The 19,597-nt window shown below is 46.2% G+C and carries 17 protein-coding genes; 7 read left to right on the top strand and 10 right to left on the bottom strand.

The window, feature by feature from the left end:
- The first annotated feature begins 72 nt into the window (after window positions 1-72).
- Window positions 73-567, top strand: coding sequence for a CBO0543 family protein (locus tag GON05_RS06295; RefSeq protein WP_157318337.1), 495 nt, complete (start codon window positions 73-75; stop codon window positions 565-567).
- 195 nt (window positions 568-762) lie between these two features.
- Here GON05_RS06295 and GON05_RS06290 read toward each other — a convergent pair whose 3' ends face one another.
- Window positions 763-1,011, bottom strand: coding sequence for a hypothetical protein (locus GON05_RS06290; RefSeq protein ID WP_157318336.1), 249 nt, complete (start codon window positions 1,009-1,011; stop codon window positions 763-765).
- Window positions 1,012-1,094: 83 nt separating this feature from the next.
- Complete coding sequence (locus tag GON05_RS06285) at window positions 1,095-1,877, bottom strand: DUF6060 domain-containing protein (protein ID WP_157318335.1); 783 nt, start codon at window positions 1,875-1,877, stop codon at window positions 1,095-1,097.
- A 614-nt stretch (window positions 1,878-2,491) separates the two neighbouring features.
- Here GON05_RS06285 and GON05_RS06280 point away from each other — a divergent pair.
- Window positions 2,492-3,325, top strand: coding sequence for a DUF72 domain-containing protein (locus GON05_RS06280; protein ID WP_157318334.1), 834 nt, complete (start codon window positions 2,492-2,494; stop codon window positions 3,323-3,325).
- 70 nt (window positions 3,326-3,395) lie between these two features.
- Here the strand turns inward: GON05_RS06280 and GON05_RS06275 are convergent, their stop codons facing one another.
- Window positions 3,396-3,842, bottom strand: a complete 447-nt coding sequence (locus tag GON05_RS06275; RefSeq protein WP_127456833.1) for a MarR family winged helix-turn-helix transcriptional regulator — start codon at window positions 3,840-3,842, stop codon at window positions 3,396-3,398.
- 197 nt (window positions 3,843-4,039) lie between these two features.
- On the opposite strand from GON05_RS06275, the gene GON05_RS06270 reads away from it, so the two are divergent.
- From GON05_RS06270 to GON05_RS40225, 5 genes are read left to right on the top strand one after another with little or no spacing between them, the layout of a single operon-like run.
- Window positions 4,040-4,477, top strand: a complete 438-nt coding sequence (locus GON05_RS06270) for a MarR family winged helix-turn-helix transcriptional regulator (RefSeq protein ID WP_181646513.1) — start codon at window positions 4,040-4,042, stop codon at window positions 4,475-4,477.
- A complete protein-coding gene (locus GON05_RS06265) occupies window positions 4,474-5,133 on the top strand; it encodes an HlyD family secretion protein (protein WP_127456831.1) in 660 nt (219 codons plus the stop codon). The genes GON05_RS06270 and GON05_RS06265 overlap by 4 nt, the downstream gene beginning before the upstream one ends.
- A gap of 21 nt (window positions 5,134-5,154) precedes the next feature.
- Window positions 5,155-6,471: an efflux RND transporter periplasmic adaptor subunit gene (locus GON05_RS06260; RefSeq protein ID WP_157318332.1), complete on the top strand. Its 1,317-nt coding sequence runs from the start codon at window positions 5,155-5,157 to the stop codon at window positions 6,469-6,471.
- An 11-nt stretch (window positions 6,472-6,482) separates the two neighbouring features.
- Window positions 6,483-8,048 carry a DHA2 family efflux MFS transporter permease subunit gene (locus GON05_RS06255; RefSeq protein WP_157318331.1) on the top strand — a complete coding sequence of 522 codons (1,566 nt, stop codon included), beginning with the start codon at window positions 6,483-6,485 and terminating at the stop codon, window positions 8,046-8,048.
- Between the two features lie 51 nt (window positions 8,049-8,099).
- Window positions 8,100-10,424 (top strand): S-layer homology domain-containing protein, encoded by a 2,325-nt coding sequence (locus GON05_RS40225; protein ID WP_246238871.1) that lies wholly within the window; start codon window positions 8,100-8,102, stop codon window positions 10,422-10,424.
- Between the two features lie 255 nt (window positions 10,425-10,679).
- Here GON05_RS40225 and dgoD read toward each other — a convergent pair whose 3' ends face one another.
- The 7 genes from dgoD to GON05_RS06210 all read right to left on the bottom strand — a co-directional run bounded on the left by dgoD (window position 10,680) and on the right by GON05_RS06210 (window position 19,150).
- Window positions 10,680-11,828, bottom strand: a complete 1,149-nt coding sequence (gene dgoD, locus GON05_RS06240; protein WP_157318330.1) for a galactonate dehydratase — start codon at window positions 11,826-11,828, stop codon at window positions 10,680-10,682.
- 32 nt (window positions 11,829-11,860) lie between these two features.
- Window positions 11,861-12,493, bottom strand: coding sequence for a bifunctional 4-hydroxy-2-oxoglutarate aldolase/2-dehydro-3-deoxy-phosphogluconate aldolase (locus tag GON05_RS06235; protein WP_157318329.1), 633 nt, complete (start codon window positions 12,491-12,493; stop codon window positions 11,861-11,863).
- A gap of 18 nt (window positions 12,494-12,511) precedes the next feature.
- Window positions 12,512-14,128 carry a response regulator gene (locus GON05_RS06230; RefSeq protein ID WP_157318328.1) on the bottom strand — a complete coding sequence of 539 codons (1,617 nt, stop codon included), beginning with the start codon at window positions 14,126-14,128 and terminating at the stop codon, window positions 12,512-12,514.
- Entirely contained in the window at window positions 14,125-15,885 is a 1,761-nt protein-coding gene (locus GON05_RS06225) for a sensor histidine kinase (protein WP_157318327.1), read from the bottom strand. The genes GON05_RS06230 and GON05_RS06225 overlap by 4 nt, the downstream gene beginning before the upstream one ends.
- A gap of 120 nt (window positions 15,886-16,005) precedes the next feature.
- Window positions 16,006-16,821 (bottom strand): carbohydrate ABC transporter permease, encoded by an 816-nt coding sequence (locus GON05_RS06220; protein ID WP_157318326.1) that lies wholly within the window; start codon window positions 16,819-16,821, stop codon window positions 16,006-16,008.
- The gene (locus tag GON05_RS06215; RefSeq protein ID WP_181646512.1) at window positions 16,818-17,702 is read right to left on the bottom strand and encodes a carbohydrate ABC transporter permease; all 885 of its coding nucleotides are present in this window, start codon (window positions 17,700-17,702) and stop codon (window positions 16,818-16,820) included. Before GON05_RS06215 ends, GON05_RS06220 begins: the two co-directional genes overlap by 4 nt.
- A gap of 98 nt (window positions 17,703-17,800) precedes the next feature.
- Window positions 17,801-19,150, bottom strand: coding sequence for an ABC transporter substrate-binding protein (locus GON05_RS06210; protein ID WP_157318325.1), 1,350 nt, complete (start codon window positions 19,148-19,150; stop codon window positions 17,801-17,803).
- Window positions 19,151-19,597: the final 447 nt, after the last annotated feature.

Here is a 19,597-nt window from a genome sequence, read left to right as displayed (position 1 = left end):
ATTCTGTAACTTATTTGTATATAATTGTAAATTGTTTGTATAATAGATACAACGAGAAGGAGATATGTCGTTATGCACTTATTTGTGGCTATTTTTAGTGTTTGGGCTTCGTATCGATGGGGCGATTGGCGGAACTGGCAGAAGTATCAACCTACGATGATGTATTTCGCTATAGGTAATTTATTATACAATTATTTATGCGCTGAGCGTATGCTCTGGACGCTGACTCCCGACTGGTTCGGGGATACAGGCCTCACGGAATTGATTTACACCTTTCTCACTTTCCCCGCCACGGCACTCCTGTTTCTGACGAATTTCCCGAAGGGCCGGATGAAGGTCTTTTTTCACTATGTCCAATGGGTGCTCATCTATGGAGGAGTGGAGTACATTTACTCCCTGACGGGTAGAATCGAGTATCAATACGGCTGGTCTTTAGGATGGTCGATTATTTTTAATATCATCATGTTTCCTATGCTCAAGCTGTTCTCCGTCAAACCGCTTCTCGCCTATGCTTTGTCGGCAGTTCTGACGGTATTCTGGATGAAGATGTTTGATGTTTCGTTTTAGGAGAAGAGTTTCACATAAAAACGCCGCAAGGCCTTTAAGAAATAAAGCGGCGATTTTCTTAAAAATGCTAGAGCTGCTGGTTTTAATGCAAATCATTCATAATTATACTGAGTAGGATTCATTTTTTAATTTGTTAAATAAAAAAGACTATCCCTGGTCAACAGTAGGCAGGACAGTCTCTGTTTAAAAAATTAATTAGTGCGTGCTTTTAACTTTCGAATATACAACTACTGCAATACCTGTCACTAGCATTATCAAGCCGAAGTAAAATGTATAATTCGTTATATTCCAAAAATATTTAGGAATATTGAGGAGTATTGCTTCTTTATCCATTGCATGTGTCTTATTAAAAACCGCTGAAAATAGAATTATCCTTTCTAATCCAGCTAGTCCTAGTAAGAAAGATCCGGAAGCGACTAGTACCCATCTTAATGCCTGAATCATTATCCAACCTCCTTTTTTGAAAAAAAGATCTACACAAACTATGTTGTGTAAACCTTTCCCTTATTAGTTACATTTTACATTTATTAGTATGGGTATTCAACTGCATATATACCATTAGCTTCACCGTTCGATAATTTATCTGGTCCGTTAGCATATACCATACCACTCGTTGTCGATCCGCTGTACCAACCATTTGTATAATACTTTACAGTTACAACGCCGCGTGTGTAATTGATCCAAGGTCTAAATGACATATATCCTGTTTTGCCTGGGTCTATAGGCAATGTGTAAGAGGTCGAAGTGGCCAATTGATATTGAAATTGATAAGACGCACCAATACGAATGTATTCCTTCCAGCCACTTTCAACATTTGTAGAAAAAGAGTGAGAGATCGTCTTCTGGTTTGTAGATTGAATCGTACAAGCCGTTGTACCCGCTGGACACTGTACCCATGCTGAAACTTGAACTTTAGTTCCAGTTGCCTGCCAACCTAAATCTTCATCGTAAGAAGGAATCGTAATAAGACTTGCTGCTGAGAAGTCTTTAGTTAGTGAATCTTCTGTTCCGCTTTTAGCTGTAATTGCTTTTTCTTGTTCTATATTCTTCTGGACTATATCGGATTCTTCGAGGATACTCTTATAATTGTGTAAAGTTATTTGAGTACCATCCGATAAAACAGGGCTAGATATGTAAACCCTATCAACCGAGTCACGAATGACCTCTTTCCCATCAACTGTTACGATTGAATATCTTTCGTCCACCTTATTTTGAGCAAATGCACTGCCATTTGTTACTGACAAACCCAACACACATACAAGGGCCAATACTCCACCAGTTCTTAACAAAGCACGAGATAAAAGATTCATAGAATTATTCCTCCTATTTTTTTTAGATAAGTTCTGATTGTGCAGATAAAACTAAAGAATAAATACTGTTTTCTTAACGAATATTCTAAACATTCAACAATCCTCCTAATAATTAGTAGATTTTTAATCTCAATAGAATAGACACCAAGAATAGGGAAATAGTTCCGTTTTATGGAAATTTTATTTTTTGTATATCTAATTAATTTCTAAAAATCTATCATGCTAATCCACTGGCTGAATAGATTCAGCAAATTAGAAAAAGGGGTGGTCAGCAGCTTTTTTCAAGCTGCTGACCACCCCTTTTTCCTTTGTTATTGGACACTATCAATCAAAGCTTGCCTTGCTGCAGCTGATTTAGGACTACGCTAGGACAGATCACACAGATACCAATAGATTTGGATGAATATCTTATGTACTCGATTTTAGTCTTTACCTTCGCATGAAAGATAAAGAGATAGCTTTAAATTTCTAGGCGACTACGTAGCGGGCAATGAGAAAAGGAGAAGAGATGATAGCTCTTCTCGAGCTGGATTAGCTGGGCGCCCCCTCAGTTGTCCAACTCCCCTTCAAAAAGCTACAATAAAAGAAAATCAGCGATGTAAGGGGAACTTACAATGATCAATATCGGACTTGCCGGATGGGGCGATCACGAGCTGGGCGGCAGCAGAGGGAAGCTGCGGGAGTACGGCGCACACTTTCCGGTTGTGGAGGTGGACACTTCGTTTTACGCGATTCAGCCAGAACGCAACTACATGAAGTGGAATCAAGAGACACCGGAAGGATTCGGTTTCATCATTAAGGCGTACCAGGGAATGACGGGGCATTTGCGGGGGGCGAATCCTTTTGCCGGTGGGATCGGAGAGATGTTTGAGACTTTCTTGCAATCGATTCGACCCGTTCAAGAAGCTGGTAAACTGAAGACGGTGCTGTTCCAGTACCCACCTTGGTTCGATTGCAATAAAGCAAATGTGGATGTGCTGCGCGATGCGAGAGAGCGAATGGGTGATGTGCCTGTAGCTCTGGAATTCCGCCATCAGAGTTGGTTCAAGGAGGATATGCAGGAGAAGACGCTCACTTTCATGAAGCGCGAAGGTTGGATGCATAGCATCTGTGACGAGCCGCAAGTGGGATTGGGCTCCGTTCCTACCGTGCTAGAGGTCACGCATCCCGATATGACAATGGTAAGATTCCACGGACGAAATGTCAGCGGATGGGTGCAAAACAACGAGGCAAATTGGCGCGATGTGCGATATTTATACAACTACAATCAACAGGAATTATTGGAATGGAAGGATTGGCTTCTGCAACTTCAGGAGCAAACACGGGAAGTCTGTGTGGTGTTCAATAACAACTCGGGCGGACACGCGGCTGGGAATGCCAAGCAGTTGATGGCGATGCTGGGGCTTGATTATGAAGGGCTGGCGCCGAGGCAGCTGGATTTGTTTTAAAGGTTTCACTTTGTATGAGGTCACCGGATCTTTTCTGTCTGGTTGACCTCTTTTTTTGGCCCAACTAATACTAGCTGGGCTCTTTGGCACGACTTTCATTGATCGTAATATTGAATTTTCGTAACAATTGTGCGAATGTTTGGCATTCTTCATCTGACCACTCTTTGAGTACTTCCTTAAATCGAACCGACCTTGCCTTTTTATATTCATCTAATTCATGTTTGCCCAAATCCGTTATTTGCAAAGTGTATGCTCTTCGGTCTTGGGGGTCAGGGATTCTGTACACGTATTCCTTCTGCTCTAATGAAGATGCTTGTCTACTGACGGTGGAAATATCCAATTGAAAAATATCCGCCAATGCTTTTACGCCAGCACAGCCATGAGCCGATATTTGGTGCAGCAACAGATAAGCAGAGCGATCGATATTTCCGAATTTCTTATCCGATGACAAGGACGTGAGGCGGCGAACGAATATGGCCATTTCAAGTTCTATAATCTCCAATGAATCTATTTTCATACTTCTTCACCTCATTAGCTATATGAACTATGGTAACATACCCAACTCCAATTTTGAATCTGAAAAGAGGCTGAAAATGATGATTGACAACCCTCTATAAAGTTGTATAATACAACAATGTAGTTTTATGATACAACTTGTTTTTGGGGGAGTCAATGTCGCTCTTCAATTCTATTCGTCTGAAATGAGGTGTGTGGATGTATCTTGAAACCAATATTGCTAAACTTCTGAGGCAATTGACGAGATACCATAAAGAGTCGTTAGCTAAAAGGATTAATTGTTTGGGTTTAACACCTCCCCAATTCATGACGTTGTGTCAAATTAAGAAGGAGCCCAAGACGATTGGGCAGATTGTCGACGCTGTTGATTTATCTTACAGTACCGTGTCGGGTATCATAGATCGGCTTGAACGCGATGGTTGGCTTGAACGTGTGAAAGACGAAGTGGATCGCCGCGTGACTTGGATTTATATGTCTGAGAAGAAACTGGCTAGGTTTGAAGAAAATTCTTTTTTTCAAGAAGCTAATTATTCTAAGTTTTTAAATGGATTCTCAGAAGAAGAATTAGTCACCATTCATAATTCTTTTGATTTGATTACAAGACATTTGGAAAAGAAGGTTGAGGAGAAATCATGAAGCGTAAAGTAATGTTGTATATCATATTGACCGCTTTGGTCGTTGTCGGTGGAGGAATCGGCGGTTATTTTTGGTATGAAGGCCAAAACTACCTAACTACGGATGATTCCAGGCTTGCCGGAGACATCTACAAAGTAATGCCGCGGATTACCGGAAAAGTGACTTCGTTACAAGTTAGCGAAGGAGATCATGTGTTGGCCGATCAGATCATTGGGCAGCAAGACAACAATAATTTGCCCACAAGCAGCCTCGATCAAGCGGCACTACGATCACCAATTGAAGGAACTGTCATCAAAACATTGGTGAAAGCCGGAGAAGTCTCCTCACCAGGTCAAACGGTAGCGATGGTCGTAGATACGAACAAGTTGTACGTGTCGGCCAATGTGGAGGAAACAGAGATTCATAAGGTCAAGGAAGGCGAAGTCGTAGAAATCAATTTGGACAATTTCCCGGGCAAAGTGCTGCTAGGCAAAGTGCAAGAAATTAGTAAAGCCACTGCGTCGACCTTTTCGCTGCTGCCTGCTACGAATACTAGCGGGAACTTTACAAAAGTCACCCAACGTATCCCTATCAAAATTTCGATTGATGACAATCAGGGGCTTGAATTATCACCCGGAATCAGCACTTCAATCAAAATTCATTTGAAGGGCAACTAAAACAAGAGGAGTTAGTCGACGATGCATATACGAAAACAAATAATCGTTCCAGCGATTCTCATATTGGCAGCTATTGCGATCCTTCCTGGATGTGGCGCCAAAGTTTCAGGACAAGCGGATTCTGCAGCCGTACCGATTCAAGTCATTAAAGTGGGTCAACCTGCAACAGCAGGGTTAAGCGGTAAAGTTATTCCGGATCAGGATATTAAAATTGTATCCAAAGTTGCTGGTAAAGTTGCCAGCGTAAACGTGCAAGAAGGTAGTAAAGTCAAACAAGGCGATGTGCTGGTTCAACTGGAAACAAGCGATCTGACGCAGCAAGTGAAACAAGCGGAATCTGCCCTTGTTGCAGCGCAGGCGAAACTTGTCGATACCAAAGCAGGTGCCCGTTCCCAGGAAATTCAAGGGCTTCAAAGCGCAGTTAGTGCAGCTCAAGGGGCCTATCAACAGGCAACCGCCGCGATGGAGCAAGCCAAAGCAGGACTCGATCTCGCCACAAGCACTTATAACCGTTTAAGAAATTCATACGACAGTAATTCCGGTGTAACGCAAGAAGATTTGGACAAAGGAACACTTGATTTTGAGAAAGCGAAAGCTGCCTCTGAACAAGCACAAGGAGCCCAAAAAGCGGCTGAAGCACAACTCCAAGGAGCAGAGGCCAAGCTGCAATTGGCTAAAGTAGGACCAACGGATAATACGATTTCAGCGCTTCAGGCTGATGTTGACCGTTTGAATGCAGGTTTAGAGCTTGCTAACAGCGGTTTGAGCAATGCGACAGTTACCGCGCCAATCGACGGACTTATTGTCAAAAAAAGCATTTCCGTGGGTGAACTCGCTCAACCGGGCGTGCAGATCCTCTCTCTGGTGAACATGGATCAAGTTCAAGTAGAACTGAGTGTGTCTGACAGCCAAATCACGCAAGTGAAAACGGGCATGCAAGTAGATGTTGCGATTCAAAATTTGCCGAATCAAACCTTTAAAGGCGAGATTTCTTTCGTAAGTCCTGTTGCTAACGCGAATAGCAATACGTTCCCTGTCAAAGTGAAGGTTGACAATAAAGACGGTTCACTTTTTGCAGGTATGGTGGCCGAAGTTAAACTGAACGCAGCTCAAGAGAGCCGTTTGGAAGTTCCGAAAAGCGCAATTATTAAAAAAGATCAAAAAGAATATGTATTCACCGTAACCGACAACACAGCCCACCTCGTTGAAGTAAAAACAGAGGAAAAAAACCAGGATTGGTCGTACGTGCTGCCTACGGATAAATTAAAGGCTAATGAACAAATTGTCGTGAATCCTGCAGACAAGATTGCGGAAGGCACGAAGGTAAAAGCCGAATAGGAGGCGCAGCTATGGCCGATGCATCGGCAGTGAAACAACAAGAATCAGAAGGCTCCGGTAAAATGTGGCTGTCGCTTATCGCCATCGTCATGGGTACCTTCGTTGCCGTTTTGAACAGCAGCTTAATGAATGTAGCTATGAACAAGTTCGTTGCCGTATTCGGCTCGGACATTAATACGATGCAGTGGGTCATTACGGGATATACCTTGGCATCTGCGATGGTTATTCCGATGAGCGGCTTTCTCGGTGCCAAATTCGGAAATAAAAATATATTTATTTACTCTGTAGCCGGGTTTACCATATTTTCCGTAGTTTGCGGTTTGGCTTGGAGCTCTAGTACAATGATCTTATTCCGAATCATTCAAGGTTTTGCCGGCGGATTTATTATGCCAATCGGGATGTCCATTATTTATACCACGTTTCCCCGGGAGAAAACCGGTACAGCGATTGGCCTGTGGGGGGTAGCGGCGATGTGTGCCCCTGCACTCGGGCCGACGTTCGGCGGATATCTAATCCAGAATTACAGCTGGAGATTACTTTTTTTCATCAATGTACCTATCGGGATTCTTGCCGTCATACTTGGGAAGGTCTTGCTGAAAGAATCTCCGCGAAGAGAAGGATTGAAATTCGACTTAACCGGGGCTATTCTGTCCATGGTCTTCTTTGGAAGCCTGCTATTGGCGCTAAGTAAAGGCCAGCAGCAAGGATGGACTTCCTTATTCATCATTAGTTTGCTGTTTGTTGCCTTCTTCAGTTTACTACTCTTGATCTGGGTAGAGCTCGGAGTCGAACAGCCTGTGCTTGACTTGAAGCTTTTTAAGAATTTAAAATTTGCCATTAGCGTTATTGCGGGTAGTTTAGTTATGATGGGTATGATGGGCGGTACGTTCTTGACCCCTTTATATTTGCAAAATATTCAAGGGCTCTCCGCCATGCAGACCGGGCTTGTGATGATGCCGCAGTCCATCGCGATGGCGCTTATGATGCCGATCAGTGGCAAGCTCGCCGACAAATTCGGGATTGTCCCTTTGTGTATCACGGGTCTTACCATCTTAGGTGTCACGACAGTGGATCTGCACCATCTCACGACGGATACGCCTAACCATTGGCTAAATACCGTATTAACGATCCGTGGTATCGGAATTGGGCTTTGTATGATGCCACTAACCACAGCGGGTATGCGTGCGGTTTCTCCACAGCAAGTAGGGAATGCTTCGCCACTTTCTAACGTCGTGCGTCAAGTAGCTGGTTCCCTGGGGATTGCCATCTTTACAGCGCTTATGAGCAATCGTCAAATTCAACACTATCAACACATCAGCGATAATGTGCCGGTTGATTCGGTTACTGCGAATAATACGGTATCTATGCTTTCAGGCTCCATTTATTCCTGGTCGGTAGATATGGCAACAGCCTCAGGAACTGCGGCTAGCTATCTGGCCGGCATCATGCAAAAAGAGTCATTGGTCAGGTCAATCGCCGATACGTTCTATATTTCTGCAATCCCTGCCTTCATATGTATCCCTTTTGTCCTTTTCTTTATTCAGAGAAAAAAGGCACCAACCGAGGTTAAAAAGTAAATGATTTTATGATATCCAGATTCATATCCAGCTTTTGAGAGGAGTACGAAAATGAAAAAAAGTTTATCCGTTATCGTGAGCGCAGCTATGGCCGTTACTTTGTTTTCCTCTGTAGCTCTAGGTGCGACTGGCGCTAAATCCTCAGCGGATTTCAGTGATTTAAGTGGGCTTGATGCGGGAACCAAAGCTAAATTTGATGCAATGATTTCAGCAGGTATTTTTGATGGAGTAAGCAATGGCGTTTTTGGCCTTCATGATAAAATGAACCGTGCGCAATTCGCCAAAGTGGCGGCTTTAATCTTCGGATTGAAGGTAGATTCAACTTTGCAGGTATCCAGTTTCAGCGATGTGAGCAGTTCAGATCCGGCTAATGGTTATGCCCTTCCTTACATCGAAGCGCTGAAAGCTGCTAACCTTACCGACGGCTTTGGCCAAGGCACCTACAACCCGGCAGGCGAAGTGACGAAAGAGCAGCTGGCCGCCTTCCTAATTCGGGGATTAAGTAAAGATGCCCAAGCTAAAGGGACTACAGGGGTTAATGATAACACCGTCTCAAGTTGGGCCAAAGGTTATGCCGCGTTGGCTATTCAATTGAACCTGCTCAGCAATCAAACTGACGGTACATTCGGGGGAATTCAACCTGCGACACGTGACCTGTTGGTTACTTCCTCTTATGCAGCGAAGCAGCAATTTGTACCTGGGAGTATATCTTCCGGACAGCATTCGGAAATCCATGCAGAAGATTTGAAAGCCTACAGTCTTCCAGGAGGTTCACAGGCTCAAGTCAAGAGCGTCCTGCAGGAAAAAACAACGGATGGCTGGAGAGTCGGAACCGTCGTTAAATTAACCAATTCGTCGAATTCCACGATACGTGTTCCTGATTACGAATTGCGTGTCAGAACGTCAGACGGCACGGACTACACGTTAGTGCCAAGCGCAAGCAATGCTCGTTCGATTTTGCCTCAGAGTGATGTGACACTAAGTTATATGACCGATATTAATGTGAAATCGGACGTAAGTTTAACAGATGTTCTTTGGATCGATGTGGATACAAAAGTATATCCTAAGCAGGAAACGCTGCTTGCGGATTCTCCTGTTGGATCGATTGTATGGCGCGGTAATGATGCGGTGATCAATGACGCTTCGCTCATGGGAGAGTGGGGAGCGACCTTCTCCATTCCAGGCGTGACTTCATCTTTGAAATATTCGGCGACAAGTCTGTCCAAGCAGTTCTCGGGGCAATCGCCAACCTATATCGTACAAGTGAAAGTTCAGAATTCGGGAAGTTATGCGGAAACCATTCCGGATTTTACGCTTAGCGGGAAATCGAATGGGCAATCCTTTATTGGAAAAAGAGTTGAGGAATCCCCAATAACTCTGAATGCGGGAGAACAGAAATATATCCATTTTGCGGTTACGACGGAAGCAAGTACGCAATTGAATGCTTTCTATGTTCTTACACCTGAAAGTTTCTTGAAACAAGGCCAAACAACGACTCTTCAATACTATACAGGACGCATCGGATTCGGACTTCCGGCTAATGGAGGAACAGAAACAAGCACAGTTCCTTCCGGAGGCAACTATACCTTTGGTACACCGATGGTATTCGAGCAAGGGAATGAGTTCATCAATCCCAATCTGGCTGTATCGTTGGAAGAATTGCATGTGACGAATAACGAAGAAACCGGAAATAAAACGGGATTAGCGAAGTTCAAGCTGGTCAATAAAGGTGATAAGCCGATTCCAGTACCGGCACTTGCCGCGGATTTAACAGGGAAAGATGGTTTCACGTATACGGGAAGCCGTCAAACATTGGGTACTTCGGATATCGCTCCAGGAACTGGAGTTGTAGTTAGCTATGGCTATACGATTCCAACGACAGACCAAAGTGATCAGTACAAATTGAATGTGCAAGGCGTCCTTGCAGGAGCTTCGCAAGGCCAAACGGGTTATAAATCCACCATTGCCAGCTACACGGTCAGCACGCAAAGCGACAATGATCATAACAATGTTTCCTTATATCCATTCAAGTTGAACTTCAAAAGCTGGACATTATCTCAGCTGACGATCACGACTCCGTCCTTATCTTATTCCTACAAATTAAATCTTGATTTGGACATTACACGTGACCCTGAAGTCCTGGTAGATAATAACTTCTCCAAATTGAAATTTGAATTGGTGGATGGTTCCGGCAGCTCCTTAGGCTCGAGTTCGTTCCCTTTCAGTGGAACAAATCGCTTGGTGAGCGGCTCGCAATCGCTGAGCTTCAGCAATTTGACTCAAAACCAAGTTCAAAATAACGTGTCCATCAGAGTCTACGAATCGGTGACTACACCGAATGGTGACATGGACAGATTTATTACAGAATTGAAATAATCATTACGATGAAAACGGAGCCCGCAAAATTTGCGTGGCTCCGTTTTTGATTTGTTCGAGGGTGTTGCGAGCGCTAGCTGTCGTCGCTAACGGACTGAGATTCTGTTAGCGCGGGAAATCAGCCGAATTTGGCAGAATAACGGCTGCTGAGTCCGTTACAGAAGAGTGGCTGCATGCGTGCTAACTCGCAAAAAAAGGCTGTCCCACCGGTCCTCACAGACCTTCGGGAGCAGCCTCATTATTCTTTCTACGATCCTACCACTCCGCCACCGTACCATCCGCTTGGCGCCAAACGGGGTTTTTCCAAGTGTGCCCGATAGCGGCCATTTCACGAACTTTGTCCTCGTTGATTTCGATGCCGAGACCTGGTGCGGTCAGGTTTTTGACAAAGCCGTCTTCGTATTGGAACACCGCTGGATTCTTCAAATAATCAAGCAAGTCGCTGCCCTGATTGTAGTGAATACCCAAGCTTTGCTCCTGAATGAAAGCGTTCGGGGAGCACGTGTCCAGCTGCAAGCAGGAGGCCAAAGCAATAGGGCCTAGCGGGCAATGCGGCGCCACTGCAACGTCGTAGGCTTCCGCCATCGCGGCGATTTTGCGAGTCTCCAGAATGCCTCCCGCATGGGAAAGATCCGGCTGGATAATGTCTACATAACCTTGCGCGAGCAGATCTTTGAAGCCCCAGCGTGTGTACATGCGCTCGCCGGTTGCGATCGGGCATGAGGTGTGGCGGGCGATCTCCCGAAGCGCCTCATTATTTTCCGGCAGAACAGGCTCTTCAATGAACATCGGCCGGTACGGCTCCAGTTCTTTGACGAGGATTTTGGCCATGGACTTATGAATGCGTCCGTGGAAGTCGATACCAATGCCGACATCTCGGCCGACGGCTTCGCGGACAGCGGCAATACGAGCGATAGCCTCGTCCACTTTGCTGAGCGAGTCGATGTAATGCATTTCTTCCGTGGCATTCATCTTCACGGCTGTAAACCCCGCGGCCACCTGCTGTTTGGCCGCCAACCCAACGTCGCTCGGACGGTCGCCGCCGATCCATGAATACACACGTGTGCGCTCACGGCACGCACCGCCCAGCAAATCATAAATAGGGGCATTGTAGAATTTCCCCTTAATGTCCCAAAGCGCTTGCTCGATGCCGGAGATCGCGCTTGTTAGGATAGGGCCTCCGCGATAGAAACCGCCGCGGTACAAGACCTGAAACATATCTTCAATCCGCATTGGATCTTGGCCGATGATGTGCTCGCTCATCTCCATGACAGCGGCTGCGACTGTATCCGCTTTCCCTTCGACGATTGGCTCGCCCCAACCCGTAATGCCTTCATCGGTTTCGATTTTCAAAAACAACCATCTTGGCGGCACTTTAAACAGTTCTAACTTCGTAATCTTCATGGTAAATTTCCTCTCCCATAACCTAGAATGTCTTACTGGTTTACTGCCGCCATGAGCTGCTCGGCATATGTTGTAATCGCTTTATAATTCCCTCTTTGAATTTCGCTAAGTGAGACCAAACTTCCTCCCACGCCGACGGAAAAAGCGCCTGCTTCGAGATAAGCGGCAGCATTGTCCTTCGTAATTCCGCCAACGGCGAGCAGGTTCACATCGTTCAGAGGCCCTTTGATCTCTTTCAGATAAGAAGGTCCCAAGCTGGAGCAAGGGAATAATTTCACCGTGGATGCACCGAAGTTCATGGCCTGGACAATTTCCGTTGGAGTAAGGGCTCCCGGAATCGGAAGCACCTCGCTAGCCAAAGCCTTTTCAATCATGCCCTGATCCACATTCGGGGATATCAGGAACTGGGCGCCTGCCCGAATGGCTTCATCTGCATAAGCGGCGTTCAGCACGGTTCCGGCACCAATCACCATGCGGCCCTCATACTTTTTACGCATCATCTGGATGATTTGCAGCGCATTTGGCGTATTCAGTGTCACTTCGGCCAGTGTGATGCCGCCGCTCTCAAGCGCCTCAAAAAGAGGCTGCGCCTGAGAGGGCTCAATGCCGCGAATGATGGCAATGACCTTTGATTTTTTCAACTGCTGCAAAACTTCCAACGACATAGCGTACATCCTCCTTTGCTATGAATATTGATCACGGTACTCCTGCGGGGTCATGCCGTAATGTTTTTTGAAGGCATGGTTAAAGGAGTGGGGACGTTGGTACCCAAGCTGTGTAGCGATTTCGTAAATTTTATCGTGACCGTTCTTCAGCAGATAGGCGGCTCGATCCATTCGTACGCGATTGACATAATCACTGAGGTTATCGCCGGTTTCCAGCTTATAAATTTTAGACACGTACACGGGGTGCAAAAAGACATGATCGGCAATGGACTGCAAGGAGACATCGCTGGCGAGATGCTGATCGATAAAGGACCTGATGTCATTAATCAAGGTGACTCGGCTGTCTTTCCGCTCTTGATCCATGTCTTCTCTCATCCGATGCAAGGAGCGAATCGTCCATTCACGCAGCTGATTGACCGTACGAAACGGGATGCCCTCGGTCATCCGGTCGTAATCACCGCCGATGAGTTGGTGCAGAGGCCGGCCATTTTTATGAGCAATATAGGCAAAAGCAGACGCTACAGAGAAGTAAACCTCCAGCAAATGCTCCTGAGATTCGGAGAATTTCGCTTCCATTTCATCGAAAATCAAAGTGAGCTTATCCTCCGTATCCTCCCAACGGGCGGCTTCCAAAAGATGATTGAGCGTAGGAGGTTCGTACAGTCTTTGCAGCGCGGAAAGCTCCGGCTGAACGGATTCGTCGCCGAGCCGCATCAACAGCTCATGTTCACTGCCAATTTGTTTGCGAAAAGCACTCAAAGAGGCGTTATACAGCGTTGTAACCTCACTGGGAAATTGCCCCCAACTGCTCAGCAGGATGGAGATTTTGCCCTTCAAATAATTTTTCACGGCAGATTGCAGGACGGAAGCGGTTCTCTCGAGCCAGGAGGAGTCTTCTTGATCCGTGGCCAGCGGCTTCTTTTTCATCACAAAAATCAAATAATCATGCGCATCTTTCGTGTGCCAGCTATCGAATTTTTCCGCGAACAGCTCCTCGACCATGTTGCTGATGGCATACTCCATAAGGGATAGACGGCTCATATCGTACTCCAGGAAATCCGACTCGAGCCGAATCATCATGAGCACGCAGGGGTGTTCATGGAAATCCGGAAGCTCCAGCATCTGCATTTTGTCCCGGAGAGATTGCTCGGTAAGTTTGCGCCCCTGAAGAAGGTCGCTCAGTAAATTCCCTCGCAGCAGAGGGAGGTTTTCCTTCACTGTATAGCTGAGTCGTTGCTTCGAGAAAACTTCTTGCCACTCGCTCTGAAGCTTCTCCATGACCCGCCCGACAGCAGCCAGTAAATCCGGTTCGGTCACGGGTTTAAGCAGATAATCTTCCGTGCCTTGAAGAATCGCTTCCTTGGCATAGTTGAAATCGGAGTAACCCGATAAGAGAATGCATTTTGTTTTTTGCCATCTGCGGTTAATCTCAGCAATGAGCTGCAAGCCCGATATGCCCGGCATCTGAATGTCGGTAAGGACAATATCGATGGAGAATTGCTCCAGGAGCTCTAACGCTTCTTTGCCTGAGTAGGCTTTGAATACTTGTTCAATCCCAATGGATGCCCAGTCAATCGTGGCATGAAGCCGATCTACGACATGCGCTTCGTCATCGACAATCAAAAGTTGAATCATCGTTTGCTCTCCCCACCAGCTTCCGGAAGGTTCATCTGCGCACCGCGCTTCCAAGTTAACACAGCCTTCAAGCCTCCTTTTTCACCGGGATAAAAAGTAAGCCCTGATCCTTCTCCGAACTGGTAATACAGCCGGTGGTGAACATTCCAAGTGCCGCAGCCAATGTCATCCGACATTGGGGAATGCAGCTGTTCCAGCAGCCGGGCCAGTCCCGCCTCATTAAGCCCTGCGCCGTTATCTTCAACGATGACGCGGTTCCAATTCTCATCCTGCTCACCGGTTATGGTGATAAGATCGCCTTTCACGCTCCGTTCGATGCCGTGCAGGATGGCATTCTCCACCAAAGGCTGGAGGATCAGCCGCGGAACCCATTCATCCAGCATATCCGCAGGAACGGAAATATCGTATTTCAAACGATGGATACGCAGGTGCTGAATATTCAGGTAATGGCCGACCAGATCAAGCTCATCTGACAGTTTAACGGCCTGCTTTTCAACCCTGGTCGTATAGCGGTAGAATTCGGCCAAATTTTGCGCCATAGCCACGACAGATTCCTTATCCTCCATCTCAGCCGAATTAATGATGAAGAACAAGGAGTTATACAGAAAGTGCGGATGAATCTGTGATTGCAGCTGCTTCAAGGTCGCCTCGCGAGACCGGATTTTCTCGGCATAGACATCTTCGACCAGCACTTGAATTTGCTCTGCCATTTCATTGAACCGCTGAATGAGGAAATCAAATTCATTTTTGGCTTTATAGTGGATGCGGGCGGATAAATCGCCGCGTTTTACCTTTTGCACACTTTGCATCATTTTGCCAATCGGTATTTGCACGTTCCGGTACAGCATGAAAGAAGCAAGCACGCTCATGACGAGCAGAAGTCCGATGGTGGTGTAGAATAATTTGCGCGTCATGGTAATGGGTGAAAGTATTTTTTCTACAGGCACATAATCAACTAAATACCAGCCTAGCTGCGTGGATTTCACATAGCTGATCAAATACTGCTGGCGATCGATCTCAAACTGAATTTGACCGGAGTTGGGAAGATCTCCATCCAGGGTAAGGCGCTCTCTAATGGCATTCGTAATCTGCTGATTGGAAGAGCTGTTATCAATCAGTGCGTTCTTGCCGTCCACCAAAAAAGGGTCGCTGCGCTTATCCTGCTTGTACACGTCCATGAGATTCACCATATTCTGTACGCTGAACCTTACCTGATAAAGCACATTCGCTTGATCCACCGTCTGCGCACGAATCGGCTCGCTAATTTCCCGGATGAACGACCCAATCCCTTTGTCGCCCTCCCGTACCTCATAGGTCCAAGTGCGCTGAATGGCTCGATGCCAAGGCCATACATCCGTGCCGTTGACGAAAATACTGGAAGAAAGCACCTGCTTTCCTTTGGGTATGGCAACCGTGAGTTCATTGACCCAGCCGCTGGAAACGCTTTGCAAGCTGAGCTTTTGAATCATTCGCGATTGTTCCTTCAGCACATCATAGTCCGGTGAATCGCTCCGGTTGATGTATTCCCTCATATAAGGATCGCTCCCGAGAATGACGGGGGACATGGCCAACCGCTCCACATCCGCATCCAACTGATGCATGAAGAAAGAGAGCTGATTTAAATTCGAAGATTGAATCTGATCCTGCACAACGTTATTCGTAATCCGGTTCGTATAGCTGTACAGCAGCACGATAGGAATGAGCAGTAAGATCAACATGATTAAGATTTTGCTGAAAATATTAAGTTTATAGGGCATGCCAAATCACCTTCCGGGTCCGCTAAGCGTTATACCTTAGAGTATACGCCTACGAGAGAAGTCCTCCAAATGAAGGGAAAAACCTCTAACGTAATTGTATCCAGGGATACCCCTTCGGAATTAACCTTTTACAGCACCTGCGGAAAGCCCGCTGACAACATAGCGCTGCGAGACTAAGGCGATAATCAGCACCGGAAGCGTAATGATGCAGGCTGCGGCCATAAGAGCGCCCCAGTTAATCTCTGAATAAGACATGAAGTTAAATACGGCGATTGGCAGCGTCTTCGTTTTGTCCCCGGCCAGAATGACAGAGAACATGAAATTGTTCCACGAGAAGATAAATGAAAGCAGAGACGCCGTAATCACGCCAGGTCCGGAGATTGGCAGAATAATCCGCAGGAAAACCTGATGATGCGTACAGCCGTCAATAAGGCCGGATTCTTCAATTTCCGTTGGCAGAGCCTCGAAGAAGGAGATCATGATCCAGATAATAAAAGGTAAACCGACGAGCATATGGCTTAAAATGAGGGCTGTATACGTGTCCACCAAGTGAATTTTGGAAAATAAAATGAACCAAGGAATCAGGAACGTAATCCCTGGAATGATTCTCGCGACTAGAATGAGAAGTCCGAGCTTTTGCAGGTGATGTCTTGCAATTGCATAGGCTGCCGGAAGGCCGAGAATAAGGGACAGCAGCGTCGAACCGAAAGCAACAAGGAAGCTGTTCCAGATGAATTTTAAGAAATCGTATTCCTTGAACACACTGACATAGTTATGAAAAGTTGGTTTGAAAATAAACAATTGGCCGGTCGACAAAATTTGCGATTGTGTTTTAAAGGAAGCGAGCAGCATCCAGACAAACGGGAATGCAAAAACAATCAGCACGATGAAGGTGAGCAGGGTTTGCAGTAAGCGTGAACCTCTTTTTTTCTTCATGAAGTTGCTCCCTCCATTCGTTTACGCATCCAAATCATAAATAACGTAAGGCCCATCACCAGCGCGAAGAAAATGACAAGCAGGGACGACGCCATACCGAGCTTGAAGTATTGGAAGCCGAGTACATAACCGTACAGATTGAGCGTCTCCGAGGCAAAGTTCGGTCCGCCTTGGGTTGTTGCGTAGATAATGTCGAATGTTTTCAAAACGTCGATCAAACGAAGCATAGCTGCCACAATAATCGTTGGTCTTAAAAGCGGAAGTGTGATGGAAACGAACTTTCTCCATGTACTTGCGCCGTCCACATCAGCGGCTTCATAGGGGTCAGTTGGCAGTGTAGCCAACCCGGCCATGATGATAAGCGCGATCATCGGTGTCCATTCCCAGACATCTACGATGACCAGAGACGGAATGACCTGATTGGGAGAAGCCAGCCATAGCAAGGGTTCTAGCCCTAATGATTTGAGCATCATGTTGGCGACGCCGATTGTTGGCTCATAAATCAGCATCCAGACCAAGCCCATGGCGACCGGTGTCGCAACCATCGGGAGCAGGAAAACCGTTTTGACGAGGTTCTTTCCACGAAATTCTCTAGAGAGCAGTAAAGCGATAGCGATGCCAAGAATAACCTCCAAGGCGAGTGCTGCAAAGGTAAAATAAAACGTCGAACCTGCGGCATGCCAGAAGCGCTCGTCTTTTAGTAAAGCTGCGTAGTTGGATAAGCCCACCCACAGGGGTGGCGTCGTAGCGGACATGCTCCACTCGTAAAAGCTGATGCGCACCGTGTAGATGATGGGAAACAGCATCATTAGCAGGACGAAGATGACGGCCGGAAGGGTATAAATCCATTTTAAGTTGCGGTTAAACCAGCTGTATTGCACCTGAAGTCACCCTTTCTGATGTTTCGTATAGAAGCCGTATGAAAGATTGAAAGGAAAAAGGGCCATCAGATGACCCTTTTCACCCATCAAACATCTATTTATCTCGTTTTATCTTTATCGATGATTGTTTGCAGCGCTTGGTTAGCTTTATCGGCAACCGGTTGGAGGTTCGTTTCGCCGGACATCACCTTCTGCACGATTTCACCAACTGCATCACGAGCCTCACCTACACTGATAACCGTTGGGCGGTCGTGGTCAACACCTGTTTTGGCGCTTTCCTTGATGATCGGAACCAGCTCTGCAGGGAATCCGGTCGTACCTTCAGGTTTATCCCATACCGAAGCGCGGGCACCGGGGTTGCCTTTTTGCTGCGTTTTCAACACGACATCTTTGCTTGTTGCCCATTGAATGAAAGCCCAAGTCGCATCTTTATTGCCGGATTTGGCATTCATGGCAAGTCCCCAAGATGTGATGCTGTAAGGCTTGGAGCCTGCTTTACCGCCAGGGAATACAGCGAAACCTACTTGATCAGCTACTTTAGATTTGGCAGGATCCGTGGCGTTCTGGTACAAGGAGTTGGCATCCGTTAAGAAAGCAACCTTTCCTTGTGCGAAAATACCAAAGGCTTGCGGCCAGGACATGTTAAGCACACCTGGAGGCGCATAGTCTTTCAGCAGCGTACCGTATGTGGTAAAAGCTTTGATCGCCTCAGGCGTATTGATACTGGCTTTCTCGCTTGTCGTGAAGTCCGCGCCTTCCGAATACAGGAAGGACGACACCTGCGTGACGAGCGGTGAGCGCTGGCCCCTTGCGACGAATCCATACATTTCGTTTTTCGGATCATGCAGTTTTTTCACCGCAGCATTAAGCTCATCTAATGTTTTCGGTACGGCTATGCCGGCCTTTTGCAGTAAGTCCTTGCGGTAGTACAAAATCTCTTGCTCCGTAATAATCGGAATGCCCGCTAATTTGGATTCAACCGTTGTGGAGCCGATGGCTGATTTGGAGAAATCGTTGAAATCGTAATCCTTCGCTTTTTGCGCATAGTCATCTAAAGGCTGTACCCAGCCGTTTTTGTAAAAAAGCTTACCCTCCTGAAGCGGTCGGTACATGAAAACGTCAGGCGTTGCGGAGCCGGATGTGAACTGAACCGTCAGTTTTTGTGTGAGCTGATCCTCGAAAAAGCTTTCCACATTCACTTTGATGCCTGTTTCCTTCTCGAAATCCGGCAGCAAAGGTTTGATCGCGTCTGCCCAAGGGTGGTTGGCTGTGACGAGCGAGATCGTTTTACCTGCGAACGGCTTTGCATTAGCGGTTGCAGCAGCACCGGCGCTTGGCTGCGTAGATGGCTGAGCCGTGTTCGCTGTACTTCCGCAGCCTGCTAATACCGTTGCAGCCATAACAGCCGTCGTGCCAACGCCAATCCATTGTTTGAGTGATTTTTTCATCTAATATGTGACCTCCCATGTACTTAGAAATGACTGTGTTTACATCTCTAAGAGTACCTGAATCCTGTAGGGTGTTGATATAACTAAGATTTAAGATGGATAACTACAGCTGAAGATAATTCGTGTTAGGGGTAGGGTGCCCTGAATCAAAGCATAAAAAAGCCCTATTAGGATGCACCTACTTAAGTGAATGGAAATAATTCACTCAGCTGCAACCCAATAGGGCGTTATACTAGCACTTCTTTCGCGCTGTTGGCAGTTTTACTTTTTTGCTCTTTTAACGTAATTGAATATCAAACTAATGATGTTCACGATTAGAAATATGGTGAGTAAAGATATAGTTTTAGTTTCCCTATTAAACCATATAATACCAAATATTAAGCATCTCGGTTGAAAATACGAAAAAAAAGAGGGCCCCAGTTTAATGGGAACCCCCTTTTTGCATTT

This window comes from Paenibacillus anseongensis, from assembly GCF_009757995.1.
GTDB classification, from domain to species: Bacteria; Bacillota; Bacilli; order Paenibacillales; family NBRC-103111; genus Paenibacillus_E; species Paenibacillus_E chondroitinus.
Note: the sequence above shows the minus strand (reverse complement) of the source record. Positions and strands in the feature narration are given on the sequence as shown.

Coding starts and splice junctions, on each gene's coding strand:
- GON05_RS06295 (WP_157318337.1), top strand. CDS start 73: ATGCACTTATTTGTGGCTATTTTTAGTGTTTGGGCTTCGTATCGATGG.
- GON05_RS06290 (WP_157318336.1), bottom strand. CDS start 1,011: ATGATTCAGGCATTAAGATGGGTACTAGTCGCTTCCGGATCTTTCTTA.
- GON05_RS06285 (WP_157318335.1), bottom strand. CDS start 1,877: ATGAATCTTTTATCTCGTGCTTTGTTAAGAACTGGTGGAGTATTGGCC.
- GON05_RS06280 (WP_157318334.1), top strand. CDS start 2,492: ATGATCAATATCGGACTTGCCGGATGGGGCGATCACGAGCTGGGCGGC.
- GON05_RS06275 (WP_127456833.1), bottom strand. CDS start 3,842: ATGAAAATAGATTCATTGGAGATTATAGAACTTGAAATGGCCATATTC.
- GON05_RS06270 (WP_181646513.1), top strand. CDS start 4,040: ATGTATCTTGAAACCAATATTGCTAAACTTCTGAGGCAATTGACGAGA.
- GON05_RS06265 (WP_127456831.1), top strand. CDS start 4,474: ATGAAGCGTAAAGTAATGTTGTATATCATATTGACCGCTTTGGTCGTT.
- GON05_RS06260 (WP_157318332.1), top strand. CDS start 5,155: ATGCATATACGAAAACAAATAATCGTTCCAGCGATTCTCATATTGGCA.
- GON05_RS06255 (WP_157318331.1), top strand. CDS start 6,483: ATGGCCGATGCATCGGCAGTGAAACAACAAGAATCAGAAGGCTCCGGT.
- GON05_RS40225 (WP_246238871.1), top strand. CDS start 8,100: ATGAAAAAAAGTTTATCCGTTATCGTGAGCGCAGCTATGGCCGTTACT.
- dgoD (WP_157318330.1), bottom strand. CDS start 11,828: ATGAAGATTACGAAGTTAGAACTGTTTAAAGTGCCGCCAAGATGGTTG.
- GON05_RS06235 (WP_157318329.1), bottom strand. CDS start 12,493: ATGTCGTTGGAAGTTTTGCAGCAGTTGAAAAAATCAAAGGTCATTGCC.
- GON05_RS06230 (WP_157318328.1), bottom strand. CDS start 14,128: ATGATTCAACTTTTGATTGTCGATGACGAAGCGCATGTCGTAGATCGG.
- GON05_RS06225 (WP_157318327.1), bottom strand. CDS start 15,885: ATGCCCTATAAACTTAATATTTTCAGCAAAATCTTAATCATGTTGATC.
- GON05_RS06220 (WP_157318326.1), bottom strand. CDS start 16,821: ATGAAGAAAAAAAGAGGTTCACGCTTACTGCAAACCCTGCTCACCTTC.
- GON05_RS06210 (WP_157318325.1), bottom strand. CDS start 19,150: ATGAAAAAATCACTCAAACAATGGATTGGCGTTGGCACGACGGCTGTT.